General features: G+C 71.5%; 19 protein-coding genes. 7 read left to right on the top strand and 12 right to left on the bottom strand.

The annotated features are described in order from the left end of the window. Positions 1-104: 104 nt before the first annotated feature. The 6 genes from ACIQOW_RS04690 to ACIQOW_RS04665 form a co-directional block, all read right to left on the bottom strand. Positions 105-902 carry a family 1 encapsulin nanocompartment shell protein gene (locus ACIQOW_RS04690; protein ID WP_401079725.1) on the bottom strand — a complete coding sequence of 266 codons (798 nt, stop codon included), beginning with the start codon at positions 900-902 and terminating at the stop codon, positions 105-107. A gap of 65 nt (positions 903-967) precedes the next feature. Continuing rightward, on the bottom strand, positions 968-2,017 hold the full coding sequence (locus ACIQOW_RS04685; protein WP_401079823.1) for a Dyp-type peroxidase: 1,050 nt from the start codon (positions 2,015-2,017) through the stop codon (positions 968-970). 14 nt (positions 2,018-2,031) lie between these two features. Continuing rightward, positions 2,032-3,687: a bifunctional aspartate transaminase/aspartate 4-decarboxylase gene (locus ACIQOW_RS04680; protein WP_401079723.1), complete on the bottom strand. Its 1,656-nt coding sequence runs from the start codon at positions 3,685-3,687 to the stop codon at positions 2,032-2,034. 62 nt (positions 3,688-3,749) lie between these two features. Further along, positions 3,750-5,423: an aspartate-alanine antiporter gene (gene aspT, locus ACIQOW_RS04675; RefSeq protein WP_401079721.1), complete on the bottom strand. Its 1,674-nt coding sequence runs from the start codon at positions 5,421-5,423 to the stop codon at positions 3,750-3,752. A gap of 214 nt (positions 5,424-5,637) precedes the next feature. Then, a complete protein-coding gene (locus tag ACIQOW_RS04670) occupies positions 5,638-6,258 on the bottom strand; it encodes an FMN reductase (RefSeq protein WP_401079719.1) in 621 nt (206 codons plus the stop codon). Continuing rightward, on the bottom strand, positions 6,255-7,361 hold the full coding sequence (locus tag ACIQOW_RS04665) for an LLM class flavin-dependent oxidoreductase (protein ID WP_401079717.1): 1,107 nt from the start codon (positions 7,359-7,361) through the stop codon (positions 6,255-6,257). Before ACIQOW_RS04665 ends, ACIQOW_RS04670 begins: the two co-directional genes overlap by 4 nt. A 51-nt stretch (positions 7,362-7,412) precedes the next feature. Between ACIQOW_RS04665 and ACIQOW_RS04660 the strand changes: the two genes are divergently transcribed. Continuing rightward, positions 7,413-7,955 carry a PP2C family protein-serine/threonine phosphatase gene (locus tag ACIQOW_RS04660; RefSeq protein WP_401079715.1) on the top strand — a complete coding sequence of 181 codons (543 nt, stop codon included), beginning with the start codon at positions 7,413-7,415 and terminating at the stop codon, positions 7,953-7,955. A gap of 150 nt (positions 7,956-8,105) precedes the next feature. Here ACIQOW_RS04660 and ACIQOW_RS04655 read toward each other — a convergent pair whose 3' ends face one another. From ACIQOW_RS04655 to ACIQOW_RS04645, 3 genes are all read right to left on the bottom strand, one after another. Then, the gene (locus ACIQOW_RS04655) at positions 8,106-10,406 is read right to left on the bottom strand and encodes a M9 family metallopeptidase (RefSeq protein WP_401079713.1); all 2,301 of its coding nucleotides are present in this window, start codon (positions 10,404-10,406) and stop codon (positions 8,106-8,108) included. A 292-nt stretch (positions 10,407-10,698) separates the two neighbouring features. Next, positions 10,699-13,035 (bottom strand): M9 family metallopeptidase, encoded by a 2,337-nt coding sequence (locus tag ACIQOW_RS04650; RefSeq protein WP_401079711.1) that lies wholly within the window; start codon positions 13,033-13,035, stop codon positions 10,699-10,701. A 239-nt stretch (positions 13,036-13,274) separates the two neighbouring features. After that, positions 13,275-13,844: a DoxX family protein gene (locus ACIQOW_RS04645; RefSeq protein ID WP_401079709.1), complete on the bottom strand. Its 570-nt coding sequence runs from the start codon at positions 13,842-13,844 to the stop codon at positions 13,275-13,277. A 211-nt stretch (positions 13,845-14,055) separates the two neighbouring features. On the opposite strand from ACIQOW_RS04645, the gene ACIQOW_RS04640 reads away from it, so the two are divergent. Further along, complete coding sequence (locus ACIQOW_RS04640; protein WP_401079707.1) at positions 14,056-14,652, top strand: TIGR03086 family metal-binding protein; 597 nt, start codon at positions 14,056-14,058, stop codon at positions 14,650-14,652. A gap of 83 nt (positions 14,653-14,735) precedes the next feature. Next, on the top strand, positions 14,736-15,212 hold the full coding sequence (locus ACIQOW_RS04635) for a hemerythrin domain-containing protein (protein ID WP_401079705.1): 477 nt from the start codon (positions 14,736-14,738) through the stop codon (positions 15,210-15,212). Positions 15,213-15,285: 73 nt separating this feature from the next. Here ACIQOW_RS04635 and ACIQOW_RS04630 read toward each other — a convergent pair whose 3' ends face one another. After that, positions 15,286-16,074 carry a VOC family protein gene (locus ACIQOW_RS04630; RefSeq protein WP_401079703.1) on the bottom strand — a complete coding sequence of 263 codons (789 nt, stop codon included), beginning with the start codon at positions 16,072-16,074 and terminating at the stop codon, positions 15,286-15,288. Positions 16,075-16,197: 123 nt separating this feature from the next. Continuing rightward, positions 16,198-16,752: a Uma2 family endonuclease gene (locus ACIQOW_RS04625; protein WP_401079821.1), complete on the bottom strand. Its 555-nt coding sequence runs from the start codon at positions 16,750-16,752 to the stop codon at positions 16,198-16,200. A 247-nt stretch (positions 16,753-16,999) separates the two neighbouring features. Here ACIQOW_RS04625 and ACIQOW_RS04620 point away from each other — a divergent pair, with 247 nt between their 5' ends. From ACIQOW_RS04620 to ACIQOW_RS04605, 4 genes are all read left to right on the top strand, one after another. Further along, positions 17,000-17,680, top strand: a complete 681-nt coding sequence (locus ACIQOW_RS04620; protein ID WP_401079701.1) for a TetR/AcrR family transcriptional regulator — start codon at positions 17,000-17,002, stop codon at positions 17,678-17,680. A 146-nt stretch (positions 17,681-17,826) separates the two neighbouring features. Then, positions 17,827-19,356: an MFS transporter gene (locus ACIQOW_RS04615; RefSeq protein WP_401079699.1), complete on the top strand. Its 1,530-nt coding sequence runs from the start codon at positions 17,827-17,829 to the stop codon at positions 19,354-19,356. Positions 19,357-19,685: 329 nt separating this feature from the next. Next, positions 19,686-19,832, top strand: coding sequence for a hypothetical protein (locus ACIQOW_RS04610; protein ID WP_401079697.1), 147 nt, complete (start codon positions 19,686-19,688; stop codon positions 19,830-19,832). A 31-nt stretch (positions 19,833-19,863) separates the two neighbouring features. Beyond that, the gene (locus ACIQOW_RS04605) at positions 19,864-20,304 is read left to right on the top strand and encodes a PPOX class F420-dependent oxidoreductase (RefSeq protein ID WP_401079695.1); all 441 of its coding nucleotides are present in this window, start codon (positions 19,864-19,866) and stop codon (positions 20,302-20,304) included. A 138-nt stretch (positions 20,305-20,442) separates the two neighbouring features. Here ACIQOW_RS04605 and ACIQOW_RS04600 read toward each other — a convergent pair whose 3' ends face one another. Next, positions 20,443-20,712: a DUF1876 domain-containing protein gene (locus ACIQOW_RS04600; protein WP_188301791.1), complete on the bottom strand. Its 270-nt coding sequence runs from the start codon at positions 20,710-20,712 to the stop codon at positions 20,443-20,445. Positions 20,713-20,816: the final 104 nt, after the last annotated feature.

Raw genomic sequence — 20,816 nt, 5'->3', positions numbered from 1 at the left:
CACCTCGGGGACCTTGACGACCAATTGAGCCCAGAAAGTACGAGCGCCATGAGCATGTCTGTGTACATAGCCCACCAGATCCTCGAATCGATCGCGCTCTGGTGCTAACCCCGTAGCACGACGGCCGCCTCTCCCGTGTACGCCCGGAAGGTCAGCGACTCCTGAAGGTAGAGCTGAATCGTTTCTGCATCGTGGGAGAGGTAGCCCACCGAGGCGTCCTGGCCGAGGAAGAGCTCGAAGTCGCCGCCGCGGGTGGAGAGCAGGAAGGCGCCCTCGATGGCCGGGGCCCAGATGATCTCGCCGTCGAGGAGGCGGGCGAGGTGGTTGTGGACGGGGTAGCCGTGGTCGCTGGTCTCGTTGACTGCGGTGAAGGCGGCGGCGCCGAGCAGGAGTGAGTAGGGGCCGCCGACGCCGGCGAGGCGGAGGGCCGTGAGGGCGTGGCTGACCGCCTCCGGGTATTCGCGGACGTCGTCGGGGAGTTGGACCGGGGGGTTGGTGGAGGCCGCGCGGATGCCGTCGATGCCGCCGGCGCGGTAGCCCTCGAAGACGGCGCGGTCCTCGGCGAGGGCGAGGGTGCGGGCGGCGTCCTTGACCGGCTGCCAGTCGGAGTCCCTGGAGCCACGTTCGACGTCGTCCACGGCGTCCCGGCGGACGGTGAAGGGGACGCGCAGCTCGACCACCGGCTGGGCGGCGCGGGCGCGGGCCCGGACCCCGTCCGTCGGGGGCTCGATCCCGGTCAGGTGGCCGGTGCCGACGGCGGAGAGGGTGGCGCCCTCGGGGCCGTCGAGGTCGACCACCCGGCGGCCGGCGATGTGGAGCCTGAAGGTCTGACGGGCTTCCTCCTCGATCTCCTCCCATGCGGCGGCGGAGATCGGGGCGAGGTCCCGGTGGAGGTTGTTCATGTGCGGGGTCCTGTTCGGGGGGCTGTCAGGGACGGCAACGGGCTGTCAAGGGCTGTCAGGCGCTGTCACGGGGTCCGCTTGAGGCTGCCGATGCCGAGCGAGCCGTCTCCGGAGGAGGCGGCCGGGACGGAGCCCGGAGCGAGGGCAGCGGCGGGGGCAGGGGCAGCGTCCGAGCCGGAGCCGGACGCCGACGGCGGGGAGTCGAGGAAGTCGGCGGTCGGGACGAAGAACAGCCCGCCGGTGACGGCGGTGGAGAAGTCGAGCAGCCGGTCGGTGGTACCCGGCGGATTGCCGACGAACATGTTGCGCAGCATCTCCTCGGTCACCCCCGGGTCGGCCGCGTAGCCGATGAAGTAGGTGCCGAACTCGCCGCCGCGGTCGAAGGACCCGAACGCCATGTTGAAGCGGAGGATCTTCCGTTCCGCGCCGTCCGGCCCGGTGATCACGGTGAGCGCCACGTGCGAGTCGGCGGGCTTGACCTCGTCGGCCAGTTCGATGTCGGTGAGCTTGGTGCGGCCCACCGCCCCCTCCTGCTCCTCGACGTCCAGCGCGTTCCACGCGTCCAGGTCGTGCAGGTACTTCTGGACGATGACGTAGCTGCCCCCGGCGAACCCCGGGTCCTCCGCCCCGACCAGGGCGGCGCTCACCGCGGCCCTGCCCTCGGGGTTCTCGGTGCCGTCGACGAATCCGAGCAGGTCGCGGTCGTCGAAGTAGCGGAAGCCCTGGACGGCGTCGACCACGGTGGCCGCCCCGGCGAGCCGGTCGACGAGCCGGCCGGCCAGCTCGAAGCAGAGGTCCATCCGGGCGGCCCGCAGGTGCAGCAGCAGGTCGCCGGGGGTGGCCGGGGCCCGGTGGCGGGTGCCGGCCACCTCCTGGAAGGGGTGCAGCGAGGCCGGGCGGGGGCCGTCGAAGAGGCGGTCCCACAGCTCGGAGCCGACCCCGGTGACGCAGGTGAGACCGCCGTCGGGGATCCGGAAGCCGACCGCGCGGCGCAGTCCGGCGAGGTCGGGCAGCAGGTCGCGGACGGCGGCCTCGCCGCCGGGTTCGACGGTGAGGACCAGGAAGATCGCCGCGTCGGTCAGCGGGGAGAGCACGGCTTGCGGTTCGGCCTGCATGGTCACGGCCTTCCTCAGGACGCCCGGGAGGCGTCCCACTCGGCGCGGTAGTCGGCGAAGACCTGCTTCAGGTGGTGTCCGATCTTCAGGTAGTCGAGGTCGTCGAGGTTCGCGAGCGAGACCCGGACCGACCACTCGGGCCCGTCGAAGCCACCCCCGTTGAGCAGCACCACGCCGGTCTGCTCGGCGAGCCGGAACAGCGGTTCGGTGGGCTCGTAGTTCTTCTCCAGGAAGGCCGCGAAGTCCCTGCCCGCGACCCGCTCGGCCTCGGCCAGCAGGTCGAGTTCGACGTAGTAGCCGGCCCGCCCGGGGTCGTCCGCGATCTTCATCCCGGAGCCCTCCATCAGCAGGTCGAGCCGCTGCCGGACGATGCCCTGCACCCGCGCCTTGTAGGCCTTGCCCTCGGGCAGCAGCGCGAACAGCGAGAAGAGCACCATCTGGACCTGCTGCGGCAGGCTGAGCCCGGCCGTGTGGTTGAGCGCGACCTGCCGGGAGTCGGCGACCAGCCGGTCGATGAAGCGGATCCTCCCGGGCTCCAGGCTGAGCGTCCCGTACCGCATGGCGAGGCGTTCCTTCTGCTCCTCCGGGAGGGCGGCGATCAGCTCGTCGATCACGTTGTCCCGGTCCAGGCCGATCACGCCCAGCCGGTGGCCGGTGGCGCCGTAGTGCTTGGAGTACGAGTAGACGAGCAGGGTGTTGCGGGGCAGTTCGGCGGCCAGGGTGCGGAAGCCGTCCACGAAGGTGCCGTAGACGTCGTCGGTGACGATCAGCAGATCGGGGTTGGCGGTGGCCACGATCTCCTTGATCTGGTCGGTGACCTGCCTGGACAGCGCGAGCGAGGGCGGGTTGCTCGGGTTGACCAGGCAGACCAGCCTGATCTCCGGGTCGGCCAGCTTGGCGACCTCCTCGGCCGGGTAGCGCCACTCGCGCACCCCGGTCTCGACCAGCTTGTCGGCCTGGATCTCGACCACCTCGAAGTCGTAGTCGTCCAGTGCGGGGATCTCGATGTACGGGGTGAACACCGGCACCATCAGGGCGATCCGGTCGCCCTTGCGCAGCAGGCCGTTCTTCATCAGCGAGTCGAAGACGTAGCACATCGCGGCGGTGCCGCCCTCGGTGGCGAACAGCTCGGGCTGCTGCGGCGACGGCGGCCGGCGGTCCATCAGCTCCTCGTGCAGGTAGCCCCGAACGATCTGCTCGGCGTGCACCAGCATCCGGTCGGGGACGGGGTAGTTGTCGCCGATGCTCGCGTCGGCGAGCTCGTGGACGAAGGCCCCGCGCTCGAACCCGAAGCGGTCCACGGCGAGTTCGACGCTGCGCCGGAGCAGCTCGATGCCGGGCAGCTCGGGGTGGCTGCGGACGAAGGCGTCGAAGCGGCCCGCGATGCCGGACCGCTCGGGCATGCCGCCGAGGTCGTCGGCGGTCCAGACCCGGCGGCTCTCGGCCAGCGCGAAGTGGCCGAGCGCCAGGCAGGCCTCCCGGGGACCGGTGCAGACCCAGTTCGGGTTGCCGCGGCCGGCGTTGAGCATGTGGGCGGTGGACTTCTCCTTCTGCCCGGGCTCGTCGCTCTGGCAGGCCTCGGCGAGCCGGACGAACTCGGCCTTCAGCTCGAAGGGGCTGAGCCTGGCCAGCCGGCGGATCTCCTCGCGGCCGATGGTGGGCTTCGTCATGCGTTCTCGACGCTCCTCGGGAAGGGGGGGCCATTCGCTGCGCGTGCTGACGGACGGTCGGTTCAGGCGCCCAGCATGCCGACCAGGATCGGACCGGTGAGCGGGAGCAGGAAGTTGGAGATGGTGTAGGTGATCGTGTAGCCGAGCATCGGGATGCTGCTCTGCGCGACGTTGGTGATGGTGGTGATCGCCGGGGTGCTGCACTGCTGGCCGGCGATGGCGCCGACCAGGATCGGCGGCTCGATCTTCAGCAGTCTGCGGCCGACGAACAGCGAGAGCAGCGCCGGGACGCTGACCATGAGGATGCCGGAGAGCGGCAGCAGCACCGGGTGGTCCCTGAGCAGCGTGGCCGCGTCCGGGCCGGCGGCCAGGCCGGTGACCGCGATGAAGACCGAGAGGCCGAGGTCCTTGGCGGTCTGCGCGGCGACCGGCGGGTAGGCCCCGAAGGTGGGCCGCTGGGCCCGGACCCAGCCGAAGACCAGTCCGGAGACCAGGCAGCCGCCGCCGGTGCCGAGCGAGAGCGCGGCGTCCCCGGCGTGCACGGTGATCAGGCCGATCAGCACGCCGACGCAGATGCCGAGGCTGATGTAGATGTAGTCGATGGCGTCCTTGCGGATGCCGACACCGGCCTTGGCGGCGAACCGCTCGACGGCCGAGCGGGCGCCGGTGACGGTCACGGTGTCGCCGCGGTGCAGTTCGGTGTCGGGGACGGCGGGCAGGTGCTGGTCGACCCGCCGGACGTCGGTCAGGTAGATCCCCGAGGTCGTGGCCGGCTGCTCGGCGGCCAGCTCCCCCGCCGTCCGGCCGACGAAGTCCTTGTTGGTGAGGACGATGTCGCGGACCACCAGCGGGCTGTCCAGGCCGGGCACGCCGGAGGTCTCCGGGCCCAGCTCGTGGCCGGTGTCGATGACCGCCTCGCGGCGGCCGACCAGCAGCACCAGGTCGCCGCGGCGCAGCCGGAAGTCCGGCTCGGGGTGGAGCGTGCGGCCGTCCCGCCGGACGCCCTCGACGGTGACCAGGCCCGGCTGGACCTCCTCGACCCCGGCGACGGTCGAGCCCTCGCCCTGGGAGACCAGGTAGCTGCGGCCGACCAGCGGCGGCAGCGCGGGCTGCTCGTCGCCGTCCGGCGCGCCCTTGCCGCCGCGCAGCTTCTGCCACAGTTCGCGGGAGGCGTCGGGCAGCTTGATCCGCATCATCAGCGGGAACACCTGGCTGGTCAGCAGGACGATGGAGACCAGGCCGAAGAGGTAGCAGACCGAGTAGGCGGCGGCCACGTGGTTCTGCAGCTGGGCGGACTCGTCGGCGCTGATGCCGGAGAGGTTGGAGATCGCCTCCTGGGCGGTGCCGACCACGGCGGACTCGGTGGCCGCGCCGGCCAGGATGCCGGCCGCGGTGCCGACGTCCAGGTCGAAGGCCTTGCCGATGCCGTAGGCCATCGCGACGACCAGTACCGCCTCCATGACGCAGAGCACGGCGAAGCGCAGGCCCTTGGCGTTGAGGTTGGCGAAGAACTGGGGGCCGGCGATGTAGCCGAGCGAGAAGATGAACAGGGCGAAGGCGACGTTCTTGACGTCGGCGTCGACGCTGACGTGCCGGCTTCCGATCAGCATGGCGACGATCAACGTGCCGCAGATGCCGCCGAGTTGGATCGGTCCGACGTGCAGCTTGCCGAGCAGGTAGCCGAGCGCCAGGCAGACGAACAGCGCGAGGACGGGATTCTCCCGCAGCAGGCTCACGGCAGCCGCCCCCACCGCGGCGAGGGGGTGCCGGAGGGAGGAAGGACCAGCACTGATCCGATCATGGGAACGATTACATCGCAAAGCGGACAATCCGGCGCGGGGGACGCGCAGCCGGGCGGCCCCGCCGGAGGTCGCTCCGACGGGGCCGCCCGGGTGATCCGACCAGGCCTTCCGAGTGAGCGTCAGGCGCGCCGCCGCCCTCAGGCCCGGCTCAGACCCGCAGCGCCGCCAGCTGCTCGGCGAACGGCACCACCTGCTCGGGCAGGGCCGCCGCCGGGGCCCGCCCGGCCGGCAGCGCCGCCAGCTCGCCGGCCGCCCGGTCGATCCGGCGCGGCAACCCGTCGGTGAGCCCGTCCCCCGCCGTGCCCCAGTCGTCGGTGGCCGCGTAGACGGCGGTCGGCAGCACCACCGCGCGCAGGTAGCTGAACAGCGGGCGGACGGCGTGCTCCAGGGCCAGCGAGTGCCTGGGCGTGCCGCCGGTGGCGGCGATCAGCACCGGCTTGCCGGTGAGCGCGTCGTTGTCGATCACGTCGAAGAAAGACTTGAACAGGCCGCTGTACGAGGCCGTGAAGATCGGCGTCACCGCGATCAGGGCGTCCGCCTCCGTCACCGCCCCGATCGCCGCGCGCAGCCCGGCACCGGGGAATCCGGTGACGAGGTTGTTGGCGATCTCCACCGCCAGGTCGCGCAGTTCGACCACGGTGACGTCCGCCTCGCGCCCCTCCGCGGCGAGCCGGCGCACGGTGGAGTCGGTGAGCCGGTCCGCCAGCAGCCGCGTCGAGGACGGCTTGCCCAGTCCGGCACTCACCACCACCAGCTTGAACGCGGTCACCTGGCCACCTCCGTCGTCTCGTTCTCCCGTGCGTCCCTGGCCGCGACCAGCGCGGCGTGGGTCGGCCCCTCCGGCACGCCGGCCGGGCGGCCCTTGGCGAACTCCCGGCGCAGCACCGGAACGACCTCCTCGCCGAGCAGGTCCAGCTGCTCCAGCACCGTCTTCAGCGGCAGGCCGGCGTGGTCCATCAGGAACAGCTGGCGCTGGTAGTCGCCGAAGGTCTCGCGGAAGGTCAGGGTCTTCTCGACGACCTCCTGCGGGCTGCCGACGGTCAGCGGGGTCTGCTCGGTGAACTCCTCCAGCGAGGGCCCGTGGCCGTACACCGGCGCGTTGTCGAAGTACGGGCGGAACTCGCGCACCGCGTCCTGGGAGTTCCTCCGCATGAACACCTGCCCGCCGAGGCCGACGACCGCCTGCTCGGGCGTGCCGTGACCGTAGTGGGCGTAGCGCTCGCGGTAGAGGTCGATCAGCTTCTGGAAGTGCTCCTTGGGCCAGAAGATGTTGTTCGCGAAGAAGCCGTCACCGTAGTAGGCGGCCTGTTCGGCGATCTCGGGGCTGCGGATCGAGCCGTGCCAGACGAACGGCGGGACGTCGTCCAGCGGGCGCGGAGTGGCGGTGAAGCCCTGGAGCGGGGTGCGGAAGCGGCCCTGCCAGTCCACGACCTCCTCGCGCCACAGCTGGTGCAGCAGCGCGTAGTTCTCGATCGCGAGCGGGATGCCCTGGCGGATGTCCTTGCCGAACCACGGGTAGACCGGGCCGGTGTTGCCGCGGCCCATCATGACGTCCACCCTGCCCTCGGCCAGGTGCTGGAGCATCGCGAAGTCCTCGGCGATCTTCACCGGGTCGTTGGTGGTGATCAGCGTGGTCGAGGTGGAGAGGATGATGCGGTCGGTCTGCGCGGCGATGTAGCCGAGCATGGTCGTCGGCGAGGACGGGACGAACGGCGGGTTGTGGTGCTCGCCGGTCGCGAAGACGTCCAGGCCGACCTCCTCGGCCTTGCGGGCGATGGCCACCATCGCCTTGATCCGCTCGTGCTCGCTCGGGGTGCGGCCGGTGGTGGGGTCGGTCGTCACGTCGCCGACGGAGAAGATTCCGAACTGCATGCTGCTCACCACATCCCAGGTAGTCCAACTTTCAACCACACTAGCACCCGGGTGCGGGTCGTTATTCCCACCGGCCGTTCCGGCGAGGAGGCCGTCCGCGAGGAGCTCCAGGCCTGCAACCGGGCCGTCTACGCGGCCGCCGCCGAGGAGCCGGAGCTCGCCGCGATGGGCACCACCGTGGCCGGGCTGGTGCTGCTGCCCGAACGGGCCCTGGCCTTCAACGTCGGCGACAGCCGGGTCTACCGGATCACCGGGGACGGGCTGAGCCGGGTGAGCGTGGACGACAGCCCGCCGCTGCCGCCCGGACGGCGCACCACCTCGGTGGTCACCCAGACGCTGGGCGGCTCGCTCGGGCTCACCTTCGTCGAACCGCACGTCCGGGCCGCGCCGCTGGCCGCCGGGGACCGCTACCTGGTGTGCAGCGACGGCCTGACCGACCCGGTGCCCGAGGAGGAGCTGGCCGGGCTGCTGGAGCGGTCGTCCGGGGAGGCGGACCGCTCGGACGGCAAGGCCGCCTTCGAGCTGTGGAAGGCGGCGATCGAGGCCGGCGGGCCGGACAACATCACCCTGGCGCTGGTCCGGGTCGGCGGGTAGTCGCTCCCGGCGGCACGGACCCCTGGCGACACGGGCCCCTACCGAAACGGACCCCTGACCGCACGGACCCCTGACCGCACGGACCCGCCCCGGGCGGGGCGCCGTAGCGCTCCGCCCGGGGCGGTCACCTGTCCGTTCGCCGTTCTCGGCTCAGATTTCGCTCGTGACGCTCACCCCGCTGAAGCCGTCCTTGGCGTAGACGCTGAAGAAGACGTAGCCGCCGGCCGGCGGGTCCGTGACGGTCAGCGTCTCGGAGTTGTCCGGATTGGTCGAGTGCGCGGTGTTCGCGTCGGTGTACGCCCACCCGGCCGGGTTGTAGTAGAGGTCGCCGTTGCCGGTGCCGCCACTGGTGGTGACCTTCACCTGCTTGGTGCCGGCCGGCACCAGCAGGGCGAAGTGCGCGTAGTTGCCCGTGGTGGCCGCGACGTTGCTGCGCGCGCAGTTGGCACCCAGCAGGCGGGTGTCGGCGTCGGTGCACTCCGGCAGCGGCTGGCCCGGCGTGGTGGGGGTGCCGCCGTCGGTGGCGCAGCCACCGCTCGCGCACTTGGTCAGCCAGCTGTCGAAGTCGGCGTCGTAGCGGGTGCCGATGGTGTTCTTCAGGATGGCGCGGGCACCGTCCCAGTCACCTGCCCGGTACTTGGCGAGGACCGCGTCGACGTCGGAGCGGTGCTGCTCCAGCATGTAGCGGACGGCCAGGTAGCCCCAGCGGTAGACCCGGTCCTGGTCGCCGTAGGCGGTGTCGAACAGGTCGCTCAGCTTGTAGGTGTGGCGGCCGGCCGTCGCGATGGCGGCGTCGTTGTTCACCTTGCGGTACGACCAGGAGACGTACTCGGCGAAGCCCTCGACCCACCAGACGGTCGGGGTCTTCATGCCGGCCTCGAAGTTGCCGTACATGTCGAACCGGCCGTCGAGGTAGTGGGTGTACTCGTGGTTGAGGTTCCAGATCTCGAAGGACGGGCGGGCCCACTCGGCCTCGTAGCAGAGGAAGCGCGGCTGGTTGCCGGCCGTCGCCGGCTCGCCCTCCAGGTACATGCCGCCGTTGTTGGTGTCGATGCCGTAGATCGCGGCGGCCAGCACCTGGTAGTCGAGCGAGGAGTGGAAGGTCACGACCTCGATCGTGTTGTTCCGGTCGTCCTTGACCGGGCCGCTGTCCTTGGCCACCGAGTGGAAGTACGCGTCCTGGCCGTTCAGACTGGTGCAGGCGGTCTCCAGCTGGGCGGCGTCCAGGGCCTGGGCGAGGATCGTGATGCTCGGGCTACAGGTGTGCTTCACGGGCAGCACGCCGGCCTTGAGCTGGTCGGACTTGTTGCAGGTGCCGTAGTACGAGCAGTTGCCGACGTCGTAGTAGTCGACGGCCTCGGCGACCGCGGCCCACTGGTAGACGGTGCGGCCCTTCGGCTCGGCCTTCTCGACCAGCGCCTTGGCCAGCGGACGGACCTTGGCCTGGAGGGCCGTGTCCTTCAGGAAGCGGGTCAGCTCCTTGGTGGCGTTGTAGACCAGCACGCCGTAGGTGTCGCCGAGCAGGGCGTTGTTGCGGGTCGCGAAGTCGGACAGCGAGTCCAGCACGCTCGGGTCGGCCTCGACGGCCGCGTCGAAGCCGGGCACCTGGTGGCCGCGGAACAGCACGGTGAACACCGGGTTGACCGCCCAGGCCATGCCGGCCGGGTTCCAGGTGTCGGCCTTGTAGTCGCCCAGCATCCGCTTGACCACCGGCAGGTAGCGGACGTTCTCCTGCGCGCTGTCGATCAGCGTGATGGCCTCGCCCAGGATGGGCCCGTTGCCCGAGGCGACGTCGCGCGAGTGCGCGCTGTTGAAGAAGGCGTCCAGCCCGGACTGGATCGCGGTCTTGAGGTTGGCGCCGTACTCGCCGACGTCCTCCTTGTGGTACCACTGCGCGAAGTAGCCGGCGCGCAGGTAGAGCACCAGCTGCTCGACCGAAGTGGAGTTGTCACCGGGGTAGTTGGCCGCCGCGTCGCGCAGCGCGTAGGCCACCGTGCTCATCTGCTCCTCGCGGAACGCGCCGCGCGCGTCGCCGCCGGTGAGCTGGAACAGGCTGTTGATGCACTGGAGGTCGGCGTCCTTGATGTGCTGGACCAGGTCACCGCCGGTCCGGCCGGAGAAGTCGCTGATGGTGCAGGGCTTTTCGGCCGCCGCGCCGAGGCTGAGGGCCTTGGCGGTCGGCCTGGCCTCGGCCGGCCGGGTGTCGACGGGGAGCGGGGCGCGCTGGTCGACCGAGGCCAACTGCTGCCCGCCGTCGGCTCGTTCGGTGGCGCCGATGGCCGGCTGCGGGGCCGGTCCGGCGGGAGTGGGGGTGGGAGCACCTCCGGGGGCGGGGGTGGCGGGGGCGGCCTGCGACTGGGGGGCGAACAGGCCGACCGCCAGGAACAGGGACAGCACCAGCGTCAACAGTCGTGCCGGCTGCGGGAGTCGCAGCGGACGGGAAGGACTCACGTGGGGGCCTCCGGGCCGTCGTCGTCGACCGCGGCTCGGGGCGCGGTCGACTGAGGGTGTCGAGGACCGTTGGTGACGGGACCGCGTGGGGAGCGGCTCCGTCGGACACGGTGGGGGATGTGACATGTACCATGGCACATCTCACATGGCCTTGGGAACCCGGGGCGATGTGCGCGGTTTGCGGGGAACTCGGTCGGAACCCGTGATGACGATCCGTCAACTGACCCGCCCCGGGCGGGGCGCCGTAGCGCTCCGCCCGGGGCGGTCACCTGTCAGGTCTGCCGGGGTCGGCTCAGAATTCGCTCGTGACGCTCACCCCGCTGAAGCCGTCCTTGGCGTGGAGGCTGAAGAAGACGTAGCCCGCCGGCGGGTTGTCGACGGTCAGCGTCTCGGAGTTGTCCGGGCCGGCCGAGCGGGTGGCGTAGGAGTTGGTGTACGCCCAGCTGCCCGGGTTGTAGTAGAGGTCGCCGTTGCCGGTGCCGCCCTTGCTGGTGACCTTGATCTGCTTGGTGCCCTGGGGCACCAGGATGTAGAAGTGGGCGTAGTTGCCGGTGGTGGCGGCGAGGTTGCCGCGCACGCAGTTGGCGTCCAGCTTGCGGATGTCACCGCCCGCGCACTCCGGCAGCTGCGGCTGGCCCGGCGTCTCGGTGGCGCAGGCCCCGGCGGCGCACTTGGTCAGCCAGCTGTCGAAGCCGGCGTCGTAGCGGGTGCCGATGGTGTTCTTCAGGATGGCGCGGGCACCGTCCCAGTCACCCGCGCGGTACTTGGCGAGGACCGCGTCCACGTCGGAGCGGTGCTGCTCCAGCATGTAGCGCACCGCCAGGTAGCCCCACTGGTATACCCGCTCCTGGCTGCTCTTCGCGTAGACGGTGTCGAAGAGCTCGCTCAGCTTGTAGGTGCGCTGGGAAGCCACCGCGATGGCGCGGTCGTCGACGACCCCGCGGTACGAGTAGGAGACGAACTCGGCGAAGCCCTCCACCCACCAGTCGATCGGCTGGACCTGGCCGGCGTCGTAGTCGCCGTACACGTTGAACCGGCCGTCGAGGTAGTGGGTGTACTCGTGGTTGAGGTTCCAGATCTCGAAGGACGGGCGGGCCCACTCGGCCTCGTAGCAGAGGAAGCGCGGCTGGTTGCCGGCCGTCGCCGGCTCGCCCTCCAGGTACATGCCGCCGTTGTTGGTGTTGATGTCGTAGATGATCGCGGCGAGCACCTGGTAGTCGAGCGAGGAGTGGAAGTTCACGACCTCGATCGTGCTGTTGTTGTCGTCCTTGACCGGGCCGCTGTCCTTGGCCACCCGGTGGAAGTACGCGTCCTGGCCGTTCAGGCTGGCGCAGGCGGTGGCCAGCTGGGCGGCGTCCAGCGACTGGGCGAGGATCTTGATGCTCGGGCTACAGGTGTGCTTCACCGTCAGGTTGGCGGCCTTGAACTTCGCCGGGTCGTCACAGGTGCCGTAGTACGAACAGTTGCCCTCGTCCCACCAGCCCACCGCGAGCGTCACCGAGCCGCGCTGGTACATCGTGGGACCGCTCGGGGAGGACTGCTGGGCCAGCGTCCGCGCCAGGGGGCGCAGCTTCGGCAACAGCTCCGGGTACTGCATGAAGCGGGTCAGCTCGTTGGTCGCCTCGTACACCGTCTTCCCGTAGGTGCCGCCGTGCAGGCCCTGGTTGCGGGAGATGAAGGTGAACAGGGTGTCCAGCACGGTCGGGTCGGCCTTGACCTTGGAGACGAAGTCGGCCTGCCAGTGGCCGGCGTACAGCACGGTGAGCGCCGGGGTCAGCGCGTTCACCATGCCGGTCGGGTTCCAGGTGGTGCTGTCGTAGTCGGCCAGCACGCGCTTGGCGACCGGCAGATAACGGGCGCTGTCCTTGATGCTGTCGATCAGCGTGGTCGCGCCGACCAGCGGGCTCGCGTTGCCCGCCGAGACGTCCCGCGAGCGGGGGTTGGCGAAGAACGCGTCCAGCGCGGAGCGGGAGGCGGCCTTCAGGTTGCCGCTGTAGGCGTCCACCACGTCGGGGTTGTAGAACTGCACGAAGTAGCCGGCCTGGAGGTACAGCATCAGCTGCGCGATCGACGCGCTGTTGTCGCCCTGATAGCCGTTCGCCGCGTCGCGCACCGCGTTCGCCACGGTGATCATCTGCGACTCGCGGAACGCGTTGGCGGCGTCGCCGCGGCCGATCTTGAACAGCCGGTTGACGCAGCCGAGGTCGACGGACTTGATCTGCTCGACCAGGGCGGCGCCCGTACGGCTGGTGAAGTCACCCGTGTTGCAGGGCTTCTCGGCCGCCGCGTCCGGACCGAAGGCCTTGGCCTGCGGCTGTCCGACCGTCGGCGGGTCGGCGGGCAGGGTCGCCGAAGACCGGGGCGCCAGGTCCTCCGGGCTGAGGCGCGTGCGGCCGCCCGGCTGCGCCGGGGCGGCATGGGCGGGGTTCTCGCCGATCGCGGGCGGCGGCGCCAGGTAGGCGGGCGCCGTGCTGACGGGCGCGCCGCCGGGCGTGGTCCCGCCGGCGGCGGGGGCGGCATGGGCGGCCTGGCTGAGCGGGGCGAACATGCCTCCCGCCAGGACGACGGACAGGGCGAGCGTCGACAGTCGTGCCAACTGCGGGATTCGCAGCAGGCGTTGGCCATTCACGTGGGGGCCTCCGGGCCGTCATCGGCCGCGATTTGGGGCGCGGCCTACGGGGGAGCGAGGACCGTCCGCGAAGGGACCGCGTGGGGCGGGTCCCTTCGTGGATGCGGTGGGGATGTGACATGTACCATTGCACACATCACACAACATTGTGAAGGTCTTTACCCGAGGTCCACCCAACAGAAATGACGTGAAGGGCGCGGCGACGAGTCGTCACCGTGCCCTTCACGCCCGCGAAGCGGCTACTTGCGGAGCAGCAGGATCACGCCCGCCGTCACCAGGCCGACCGCGACCGCGGCCGCGCCGTACGCCAGGCGGTGCGCCCGCAGCACCGGCAGGAAGCGGTCCACGGCGTAACGGCCGGGGCCGGTCAGGGCGAGCGAGGCGGCGCCGGCGGTCAGCAGCAGCTCGTACTCGCTGCCCTTCGGGGCGAAGAAGCCGCCGCCCCAGGTGACGGCTATCGCGTTGACCATCGTGCCGACGATCGCGGCGGCCGCCAGCGGGGTCAACAGGCCGACGGCGAGGGCGAGTCCGCCCAGTGTTTCGGTGAGGCCGGCCACCACGGCCATGGCGTCACCGGCCGGGTAGCCGCTCATGGTGAAGAACTGACCGGTGCCGTCGATCCCGCCGCCCCCGAACCAGCCGAACAGCTTCTGGCTGCCGTGCGCGGCCATGGTCAGGCCGAGGACCAGGCGCAGGAGCAGGAGTCCGGCGTCGTAGGCGTGCGGGGAGGTCGTCGCGGACCCGGAGGTGTCCAGGGCCGGGCTGACGGTGGTGGTGGCGGCGGTCGTGCTCGGGCTGCTGCTCGGCATGCGCGTCTCCATCGATCGGGGTTCGGTCGTCGTCCGGGCGGCCGGACGCGGTCAGGGAGTTGTGGTGAGGCGGCGGGCCGGGGTCGTCACCCCGCGCCATTGTTCAAATTTGAACCGCCGCTCCATCGACCGTACCGCGAAGTTCGAATTTGAACAACTGACGGTTCGTCGGCGACTCGCGGGCCCACCCGGGGCCGGGGAGGGTGGAGGCATGGCTCAGCACAGGCACCACCGGCAGGCGGCAGGGACCGGCACCCCGTACCCCGAGGCGCTGGCCGCCTTCGGCGAGCGCGTCCGACTGGTCACCCCAGGGCAGTGGGACTCCCCCACCCCGTGCAGCGACTGGTCCGTCCGCGACCTGGTCAACCACCTCACCGGCGAGCAGCTCTGGGTGCCCGACCTGCTGATGGGCGCCACCATCGGCGAGGTCGGCGGACGCTACGACGGGGACGTGCTCGGCGACGACCCCCTCGGTGCCTGGACGGACGCCGCCGAGGCGGCCAGGGAGGCGTGGGCCGTCCCGGGCGCCACCGAGCTGACCGTCCACCTCTCCTACGGGGACGCCTCCGGCCGGTACTACCTGGACCAGCTCACCACCGACCTGGTGATCCACTCCTGGGACCTCGCCGAGGGCATCGGCCGGCACACCCGGCTCCCGGACGGACTCGTCGAGTTCGCGCTCGGCCGGTTCACCGGATACGGGGACCTGTCCGGCAGCGGGCTCTTCGACCCGCCGCTGCCGGTGCCGGGGGACGCCGGACCGCAGACCCGGCTGCTCGCCCTCACCGGGCGGCGGGACGGAGGGTGACCGGGGGCGCCTCCGGGTGAGCGGCCCGGCGCCGGATACTGGAAGCAGCGGGGGCAGTATTCCGTGCGAGAGGCGGGCGGACCATGAGCCGCAGGCCGGACATCCTCGGCGAGTTCACCGCCGACCACCGGGCGGCCACCGAGCTGCTCGACCTGATCGAGGCCGCACCGGCCGACGACCCCGGGCGCGCCGAGCTGGTCGCCCGGCTGACCGACCTGCTGTTCACCCACTGCGCCGCCGAGGAGGAGCACCTCTTCCCCGTGGTCCAGCACGACGTGCCCGACGGCGGGGCGCTGGTGTTCCGCAGCATCCACGACCACCTGGCGATCGGGCAGTACCTCGCCGACCTCCAGGGGCTCGGGCCGGCCGACCCGGCCTTCGGCACCCTGCTGCGCGGCCTCGCCGACACCCTGCGACGGCACCTGCTCGGCGAGGAGGAGCAACTCTTCCCGGCTGCCCGCAAGGCCCTGCCCGCGGCCGCCCGCGCCGCGCTGGGCGACCGGCTGCGGGCCGAACGGGCCGCGCTGGAGGCACCGGACGGTGACGGGCCGGTCGGCTGAGGCAGCCGGACAGTGGCGGACCGGTGAGGCGACGAGGCCGGTGAGGTGACGAAGCCGGACGGTGGCGGGCCGGTCAGTCCTTCGGGCTGATCACCGCGAACCGGGCGCCCTCACGATCCCGCAGCCGGGCCACCCGCCCGTACGGGGAGTCGAAGGCCGGCCCGATCGCCCCGCCGCCCAGCTCCACGGCCCGGGCCAGCGCCCGGTCGGCGTCCGGCACGGCGAAGGAGACCTCCCAGTGCGGCGGCGTCCCCGCCGGGCCGCCCGTCTGCTCCTTGGCCAGCGCCGCGACGCTGTGCCCCTCGGCGCGCAGCACGACCCGGTCGTGCTCCCAGCGGACCTCGAAACGCTCCGGGTCGCGGCCGTCCCAGCGGAACACCTCGCCGTAGAACAGCGCCGCCGCGAACGGGTCCGGGGTGCGCAGCTCGATCCAGACCGGCGCCCCGGGCAGGTCCAGCTTCCTGGCCCGGCCCGGCGGGCCCTCCCAGATGCCGAAGACCGCGCCCGCCGGGTCCGCCGCGAAGGCCACCCGGCCGGCGTCGAAGGCCAGCGGGCCGACGGCCAGGGTCGCGCCGCGTTCGCGCACCGCGTCGGCGGCGGCGTCGGCGCTCTCCGTCCCGAAGTAGCTGGTCCAGGCGAGCGGGACCGCCCCGAAGCCGGCGACGCCCAGCCCGGCCACCGCCTCTCCGCCGGTCACCGCGTGCGCGTACGGCCCGAAGCGGTCCGGCCCCGGCTCGAACTCCCAGCCGAGCAGCGGCCCGTAGAAGCCCGTGGCGGCCTCCAGGTCCCCGGCCATCAGGCTCACCCAGCACGGCACGGCAGCCACACAGCGCACCGTGGCGGTCGTCTCACCGCTGCCCATCGCGAACCTCCTCGCCCACCCGGCCGCCGGGCCCCTCCCGACTCCCACGGCCCACCGGCCGCCCTGGGGACGCCCACAGCCTAGGCCGCCACCCGCGCCGCGCCGGGGAAGCCATGCCCGGGATCAGCGCACCCAGTTCTTGAGGGGCTCGGTGTCCAGGGAGATGCCGACGGGCTCCGGCAACCGGACGGTCTTGCCGAAGGGAAGGGTCTGGACGGTCTCGTAGCGGATGCCGTCGGGCTCGCTGTGGACGACGACCTCGGCGGAGTCCCGGTCGATCAGGAGGTAGACGGGGATGCCGGCCTCGGCGTAGGCGCGGGGCTTCTCGACGCGGTCACGACGATCCGTGTCGGAGTCGTAGGAGGTGACCTCCGCGACCATCAGGACGTCGCCGGTCGGCGCCCAGTCCCCGTACCCGACGAATGCGTCGGCGTCTGCGAGCGTGCCGTCCGGGCGGGCGCGCCCGTCTCGATAGCCCGCAAGCCTCAGGCCTTGATCGTGCAGATAGAGCTCCGGCCGAGACTGGATGCAGATCCGTAGGAGCCACTGGACGATGCGGCCGTGGTCGCCGTCTGGCACGGGCTTGATCCCCAACTTCCCGTTGATGAACTCCAGCCGGATGCCTTCGACGGTTCGACCCAAGTGACGGGCGAACTCCTCGAACTGCTCGGGCAGCATCTGCGGGCGTTCGGAGATCGCGGTCACGGGCTTTCCTCCTTCGCCTGGACACCCTCCGGATCAACGAGATCCCCCGGCGAGTGGTCACGGGTCGTCCGACTTCGACGATAGCCGAGACAGCCGAAGCGGAGTTGATGTGACTCAGGTCACACTCGTCCGGGAAATTCCGGGGACGGATTCCCCGTTTCCGAGTACGTTGGAAGAAGCGGGGAGAATTTCCCCGGTATCCTGATGAGGAGCAGTCGTCGTGACCACCGCCGCCGCCGAGTCGGTCCACCCCACGGAGAGCGCGCGTACGCCGAAGTTGCGTGCCGATGCGAGCCGGAACCGGGAGCGGATCGTGCTGGCGGCCCGGGACGTGTTCGTCGAGCACGGCGCGGACGCGCCGCTGGACGAGATCGCGAAGCGGGCGGGGGTCGGCAATGCCACGCTGTACCGGAACTTCCCGGACCGGGTGGCGCTGATCCACGAGGTGGCGGTGCTCGTGAAGAACCGCATCCTGACCCTCGCCGAGACGGCGACGGTGGAGGCGGAGGCTCCTGACGGAGCCGGCCCGTTCGACGCCCTCCAGCGGTTCGCGCACGCGTCCGTCGAGGAGAAGGTCGGCGGCCTCTGCACCTTGTTCAGCAGCCATGTCGACCCGTTCGACCCGGAGTTGGCCGAGATCAGGACGCGCTTGCAGACCGCCGTGGGCGGGCTGATGGAGCGCGCCAAGGTCGCGGGCGAGCTGCGGGCGGACGTCGACCACGGTGACCTGTTCATCGCGACGAGCCAGCTGACCCGTCCGCTGCCGAACACCTCCTGCCGGCTGCTCGACGACTTCGTCCACCGGCACCTGCAGATCTTCCTGGACGGTCTGCGCGCGCCGGCGCCTTCGGTCCTGCCCGGCCGGGCCGCGACCTTCGAGGACTTCCAGACCGAGAACTGACCCCGACCACCAGCACCGACCGTCCGGTGGCGCCCCGCCGCGCCCCGGCCCACTCTCCCGACACACCTTCCGTACGGCAACCTGCCGTTCCCGTACGGCAGTCGACCGTTCACGCACACCACACGCACCGTGAAGTGAGTAACCCCATGCCTCAAACCGACGCCCGACCGGCGACGCTGCCCGATCCCCGGCGCTGGAAGGCGCTGATATTCATCGGCCTCGCCCAGCTGATGGTCGTCCTCGACGCGACCATCGTGAACATCGCCCTGCCCTCCGCGCAGCAGGACCTGGGCATCACCGACGGCAACCGCCAGTGGGTGATCACCGCCTACGCGCTGGCCTTCGGCGGACTGCTGCTGTTCGGCGGCCGGATCGCCGACCTCTGGGGCCGCAAGCGGACCTTCATCGTCGGCCTGACCGGCTTCGCCCTCGCCTCCGCGCTCGGTGGCGCCGCGGCCAACACCGCGATGCTGCTCGGCGCCCGCGCGCTCCAGGGCGTGTTCGGCGCGCTGCTGGCGCCGGCCGCGCTGTCGCTGCTCGCGGTGATGTTCACCGAGGCCAAGGAGCGCGCCAAGGCCTTCGGCATCTACGGTGCGATCGCCGGTGGCGGCGGCGCCATCGGTCTGATCCTCGGCGGCCTGCTCACCGAGTACATGAACTGGCGCTGGACCTTCTTCGTCAACATCCCGTTCGCCATCGTGGCCGCCGCGGGCGCCGTGCTGGTGATCCGCGAGCCCTCCGAGGGCCGCAACCGCAACAAGCTGGACGTCCCCGGCGTGCTGCTGGTGACCACCGGCCTGGTCTCGCTGGTCTACGCCTTCACCCGCGCCGAGTCCGACGGCTGGTCGTCCGGCACCACCATCGGGCTGTTCGTCGCGGCCGCCGTGCTGCTGACCGCCTTCGTGCTGGTGGAGCGCAGGGTCAAGGCCCCGCTGCTGCCGCTGCGCGTGGTGCTCGACCGCAACCGCGGCGGGGTGTACCTGTCGCTGGGCATGGCCGTGATCGGCATGTTCGGTCTGTTCCTCTTTCTGACCTACTACCTCCAGATCGTGCTCGGCTACAGCCCGGTGCTGACCGGTGTGGCCTTCCTGCCGATGGTGGCGGGCATGATCACCGGCTCGACCCAGATCGGCGCCCGGCTGATGACCCGGGTCCCGGCCCGGTACCTGATGGCGCCCGGCTTCCTGGTCGCCTCGGTCGGCATGTTCCTGCTGACCCACATCGGCCTGGACACCTCCTACCCGGCGCTGATCCTGCCCGGTCTGGTCCTGATGGGCCTCGGCATGGGCACCGCGTTCATGCCGGCCATGAGCCTGGCCACGCACGGCGTCCAGCCGCGCGACGCGGGCGTGGCCTCGGCCATGGTCAACACCTCGCAGCAGGTCGGCGGCGCCATCGGCACCGCGCTGCTGAACACCATCGCGGCCAGCGCGACCACCACCTGGCTGGCCTCGCACGCCACCGCGGCGGCGGCCGCCTCGCCGGAGGCCGCGAAGGCGCTCCAGTTCCAGAGCATGGTGCACGGCTTCTCGACCGCGATCTGGGTGTCCTTCGGGATCCTGGTGGCGGCCGCCGCGGTCGCCTTCACCTTCATCAACGCCGGCCGGCCGGACGCCGGTTCGGGCTCGGCCACGGGCGCGGCGAAGGAGAACGAGGTGCCGGTGCTGGTGCACTGACACGCCCCTCCAGGGGTTGCTCGGGTGCGTACGCGGCCCGTCCGGTGTCTTCCACGACGCCGGGCGGGCCGCTCGCCGTTTCCCCACCTGCTCGACCGGCCGCGCAACGCGCCCGTCCGCACCGCACTCGGCGCCGCCTGGATCAGCGTGTACCTGGTGGCGCTCGCGGCCGGCGGCAACGACCTGATCGCCACCCACCTGCACCTGTCGCTCAACGCCATCACGTACGCCGCCCGGGCCGGCTTCTTCGTCGTCCCCGGCTCTCGCCGCGGGAACCGCACCGGCTCACGGCGCACGAACAGCCCCGCCCCCTCGAAGCGGCGGCCCCGGTGGACGAGAATGGAGTCGCCCGCCCGACGGACGTGCTCACCCGCACCCGCACCCGGCTCTCCCGTGGCTTCCACGGCGAGGGCGGCCGGATCCCCAAGCCCACCGCCGAGGAGTTCGGCGAGATCACCGGGGACCACCGGCGCTGACCCGCATCCCCCGATGCCACAGGGAGGACAGGTGCACCACCCAACCGACCGGCTCGCCGACAGCAGGTACCTCCTGCTCACCACCTTCGGCGAGGACGGCAGCCGGATGGACTCGCAGCTCTGGGTCGTACCGGACGGCACGGCCCTCGGGGTCTGGACCCCGGCCCACTCCGGAGCGGCCGACCGGATCCGCCGCCACCCCCGGGTACTGATCGGCCCCTGCGACGCCCACGGGCGCCCCACCGGCCGCCGGGTGCCGGCCCGGGCCCGGCTCTGCGACGCCGACGACACCGCGCGCTACCGCACGTCGCTGATCAACAAGTACGGCCTGACGGCGCTGATCGCGCTGGCCCGCAGCCGGTACCGACTGGGACTGGCGGGAACGGTCGGGATCCGCATCACGCCGAACGAACTGGAGCAGCGGCTGGTCGGTCCCGACTGGCAGCCGCCGGCCGGCTACTGCGTCAACTGACGGATCGGCGACCCTCGCCGGGTGCCGGGCCCCGGGAAGGGCGGCCCCGGCACCCGGCGCCCGGCGTTTCCGGCACCCGGCTCTTCCGGCCGTCGTGTCCGAGACCCGGATCCAGGGCCGTTCCGCCCGCTCGGAAGGTCACGACAGCGGGTGGGTCGGGACCGGGCTGACGTCCTGGATCTCGCCGTGGGCCTTGGTGAGCAGCTGCGAGGCGAGCTCGTTGAGCGCACGGGCGCCCGCGATCTCCTCGCCGACCCTCAGCTGTTCCGGGTCGGAGGGGTGACGGCTGCTGTAGCCGTGGGCGCGCAGTTCCGTCCCGTCGCCGAGTCTCACCAGCGCGGCGGCGCTGGTCCGCGCTCCCTCTTCGCGGAACTCCATCTCGATGTGCCAACCGACCAGAGTCTGCATGGCGGATCACCTCCATCGGTTACTCCTCCAGAGTGCGCCGCACCCACCGTGAACACCAGGCCGGACGGGGCGGGGGCGATCCCCGGGTCGAGTTGAACACGTTC

Source organism: Kitasatospora sp. NPDC091335 (assembly GCF_044757205.1).
Lineage (GTDB): Bacteria > Actinomycetota > Actinomycetes > Streptomycetales > Streptomycetaceae > Kitasatospora.
The sequence above is the reverse complement of the archived record's forward strand: the minus strand, read 5'-3'. Positions and strand labels throughout refer to the sequence as shown.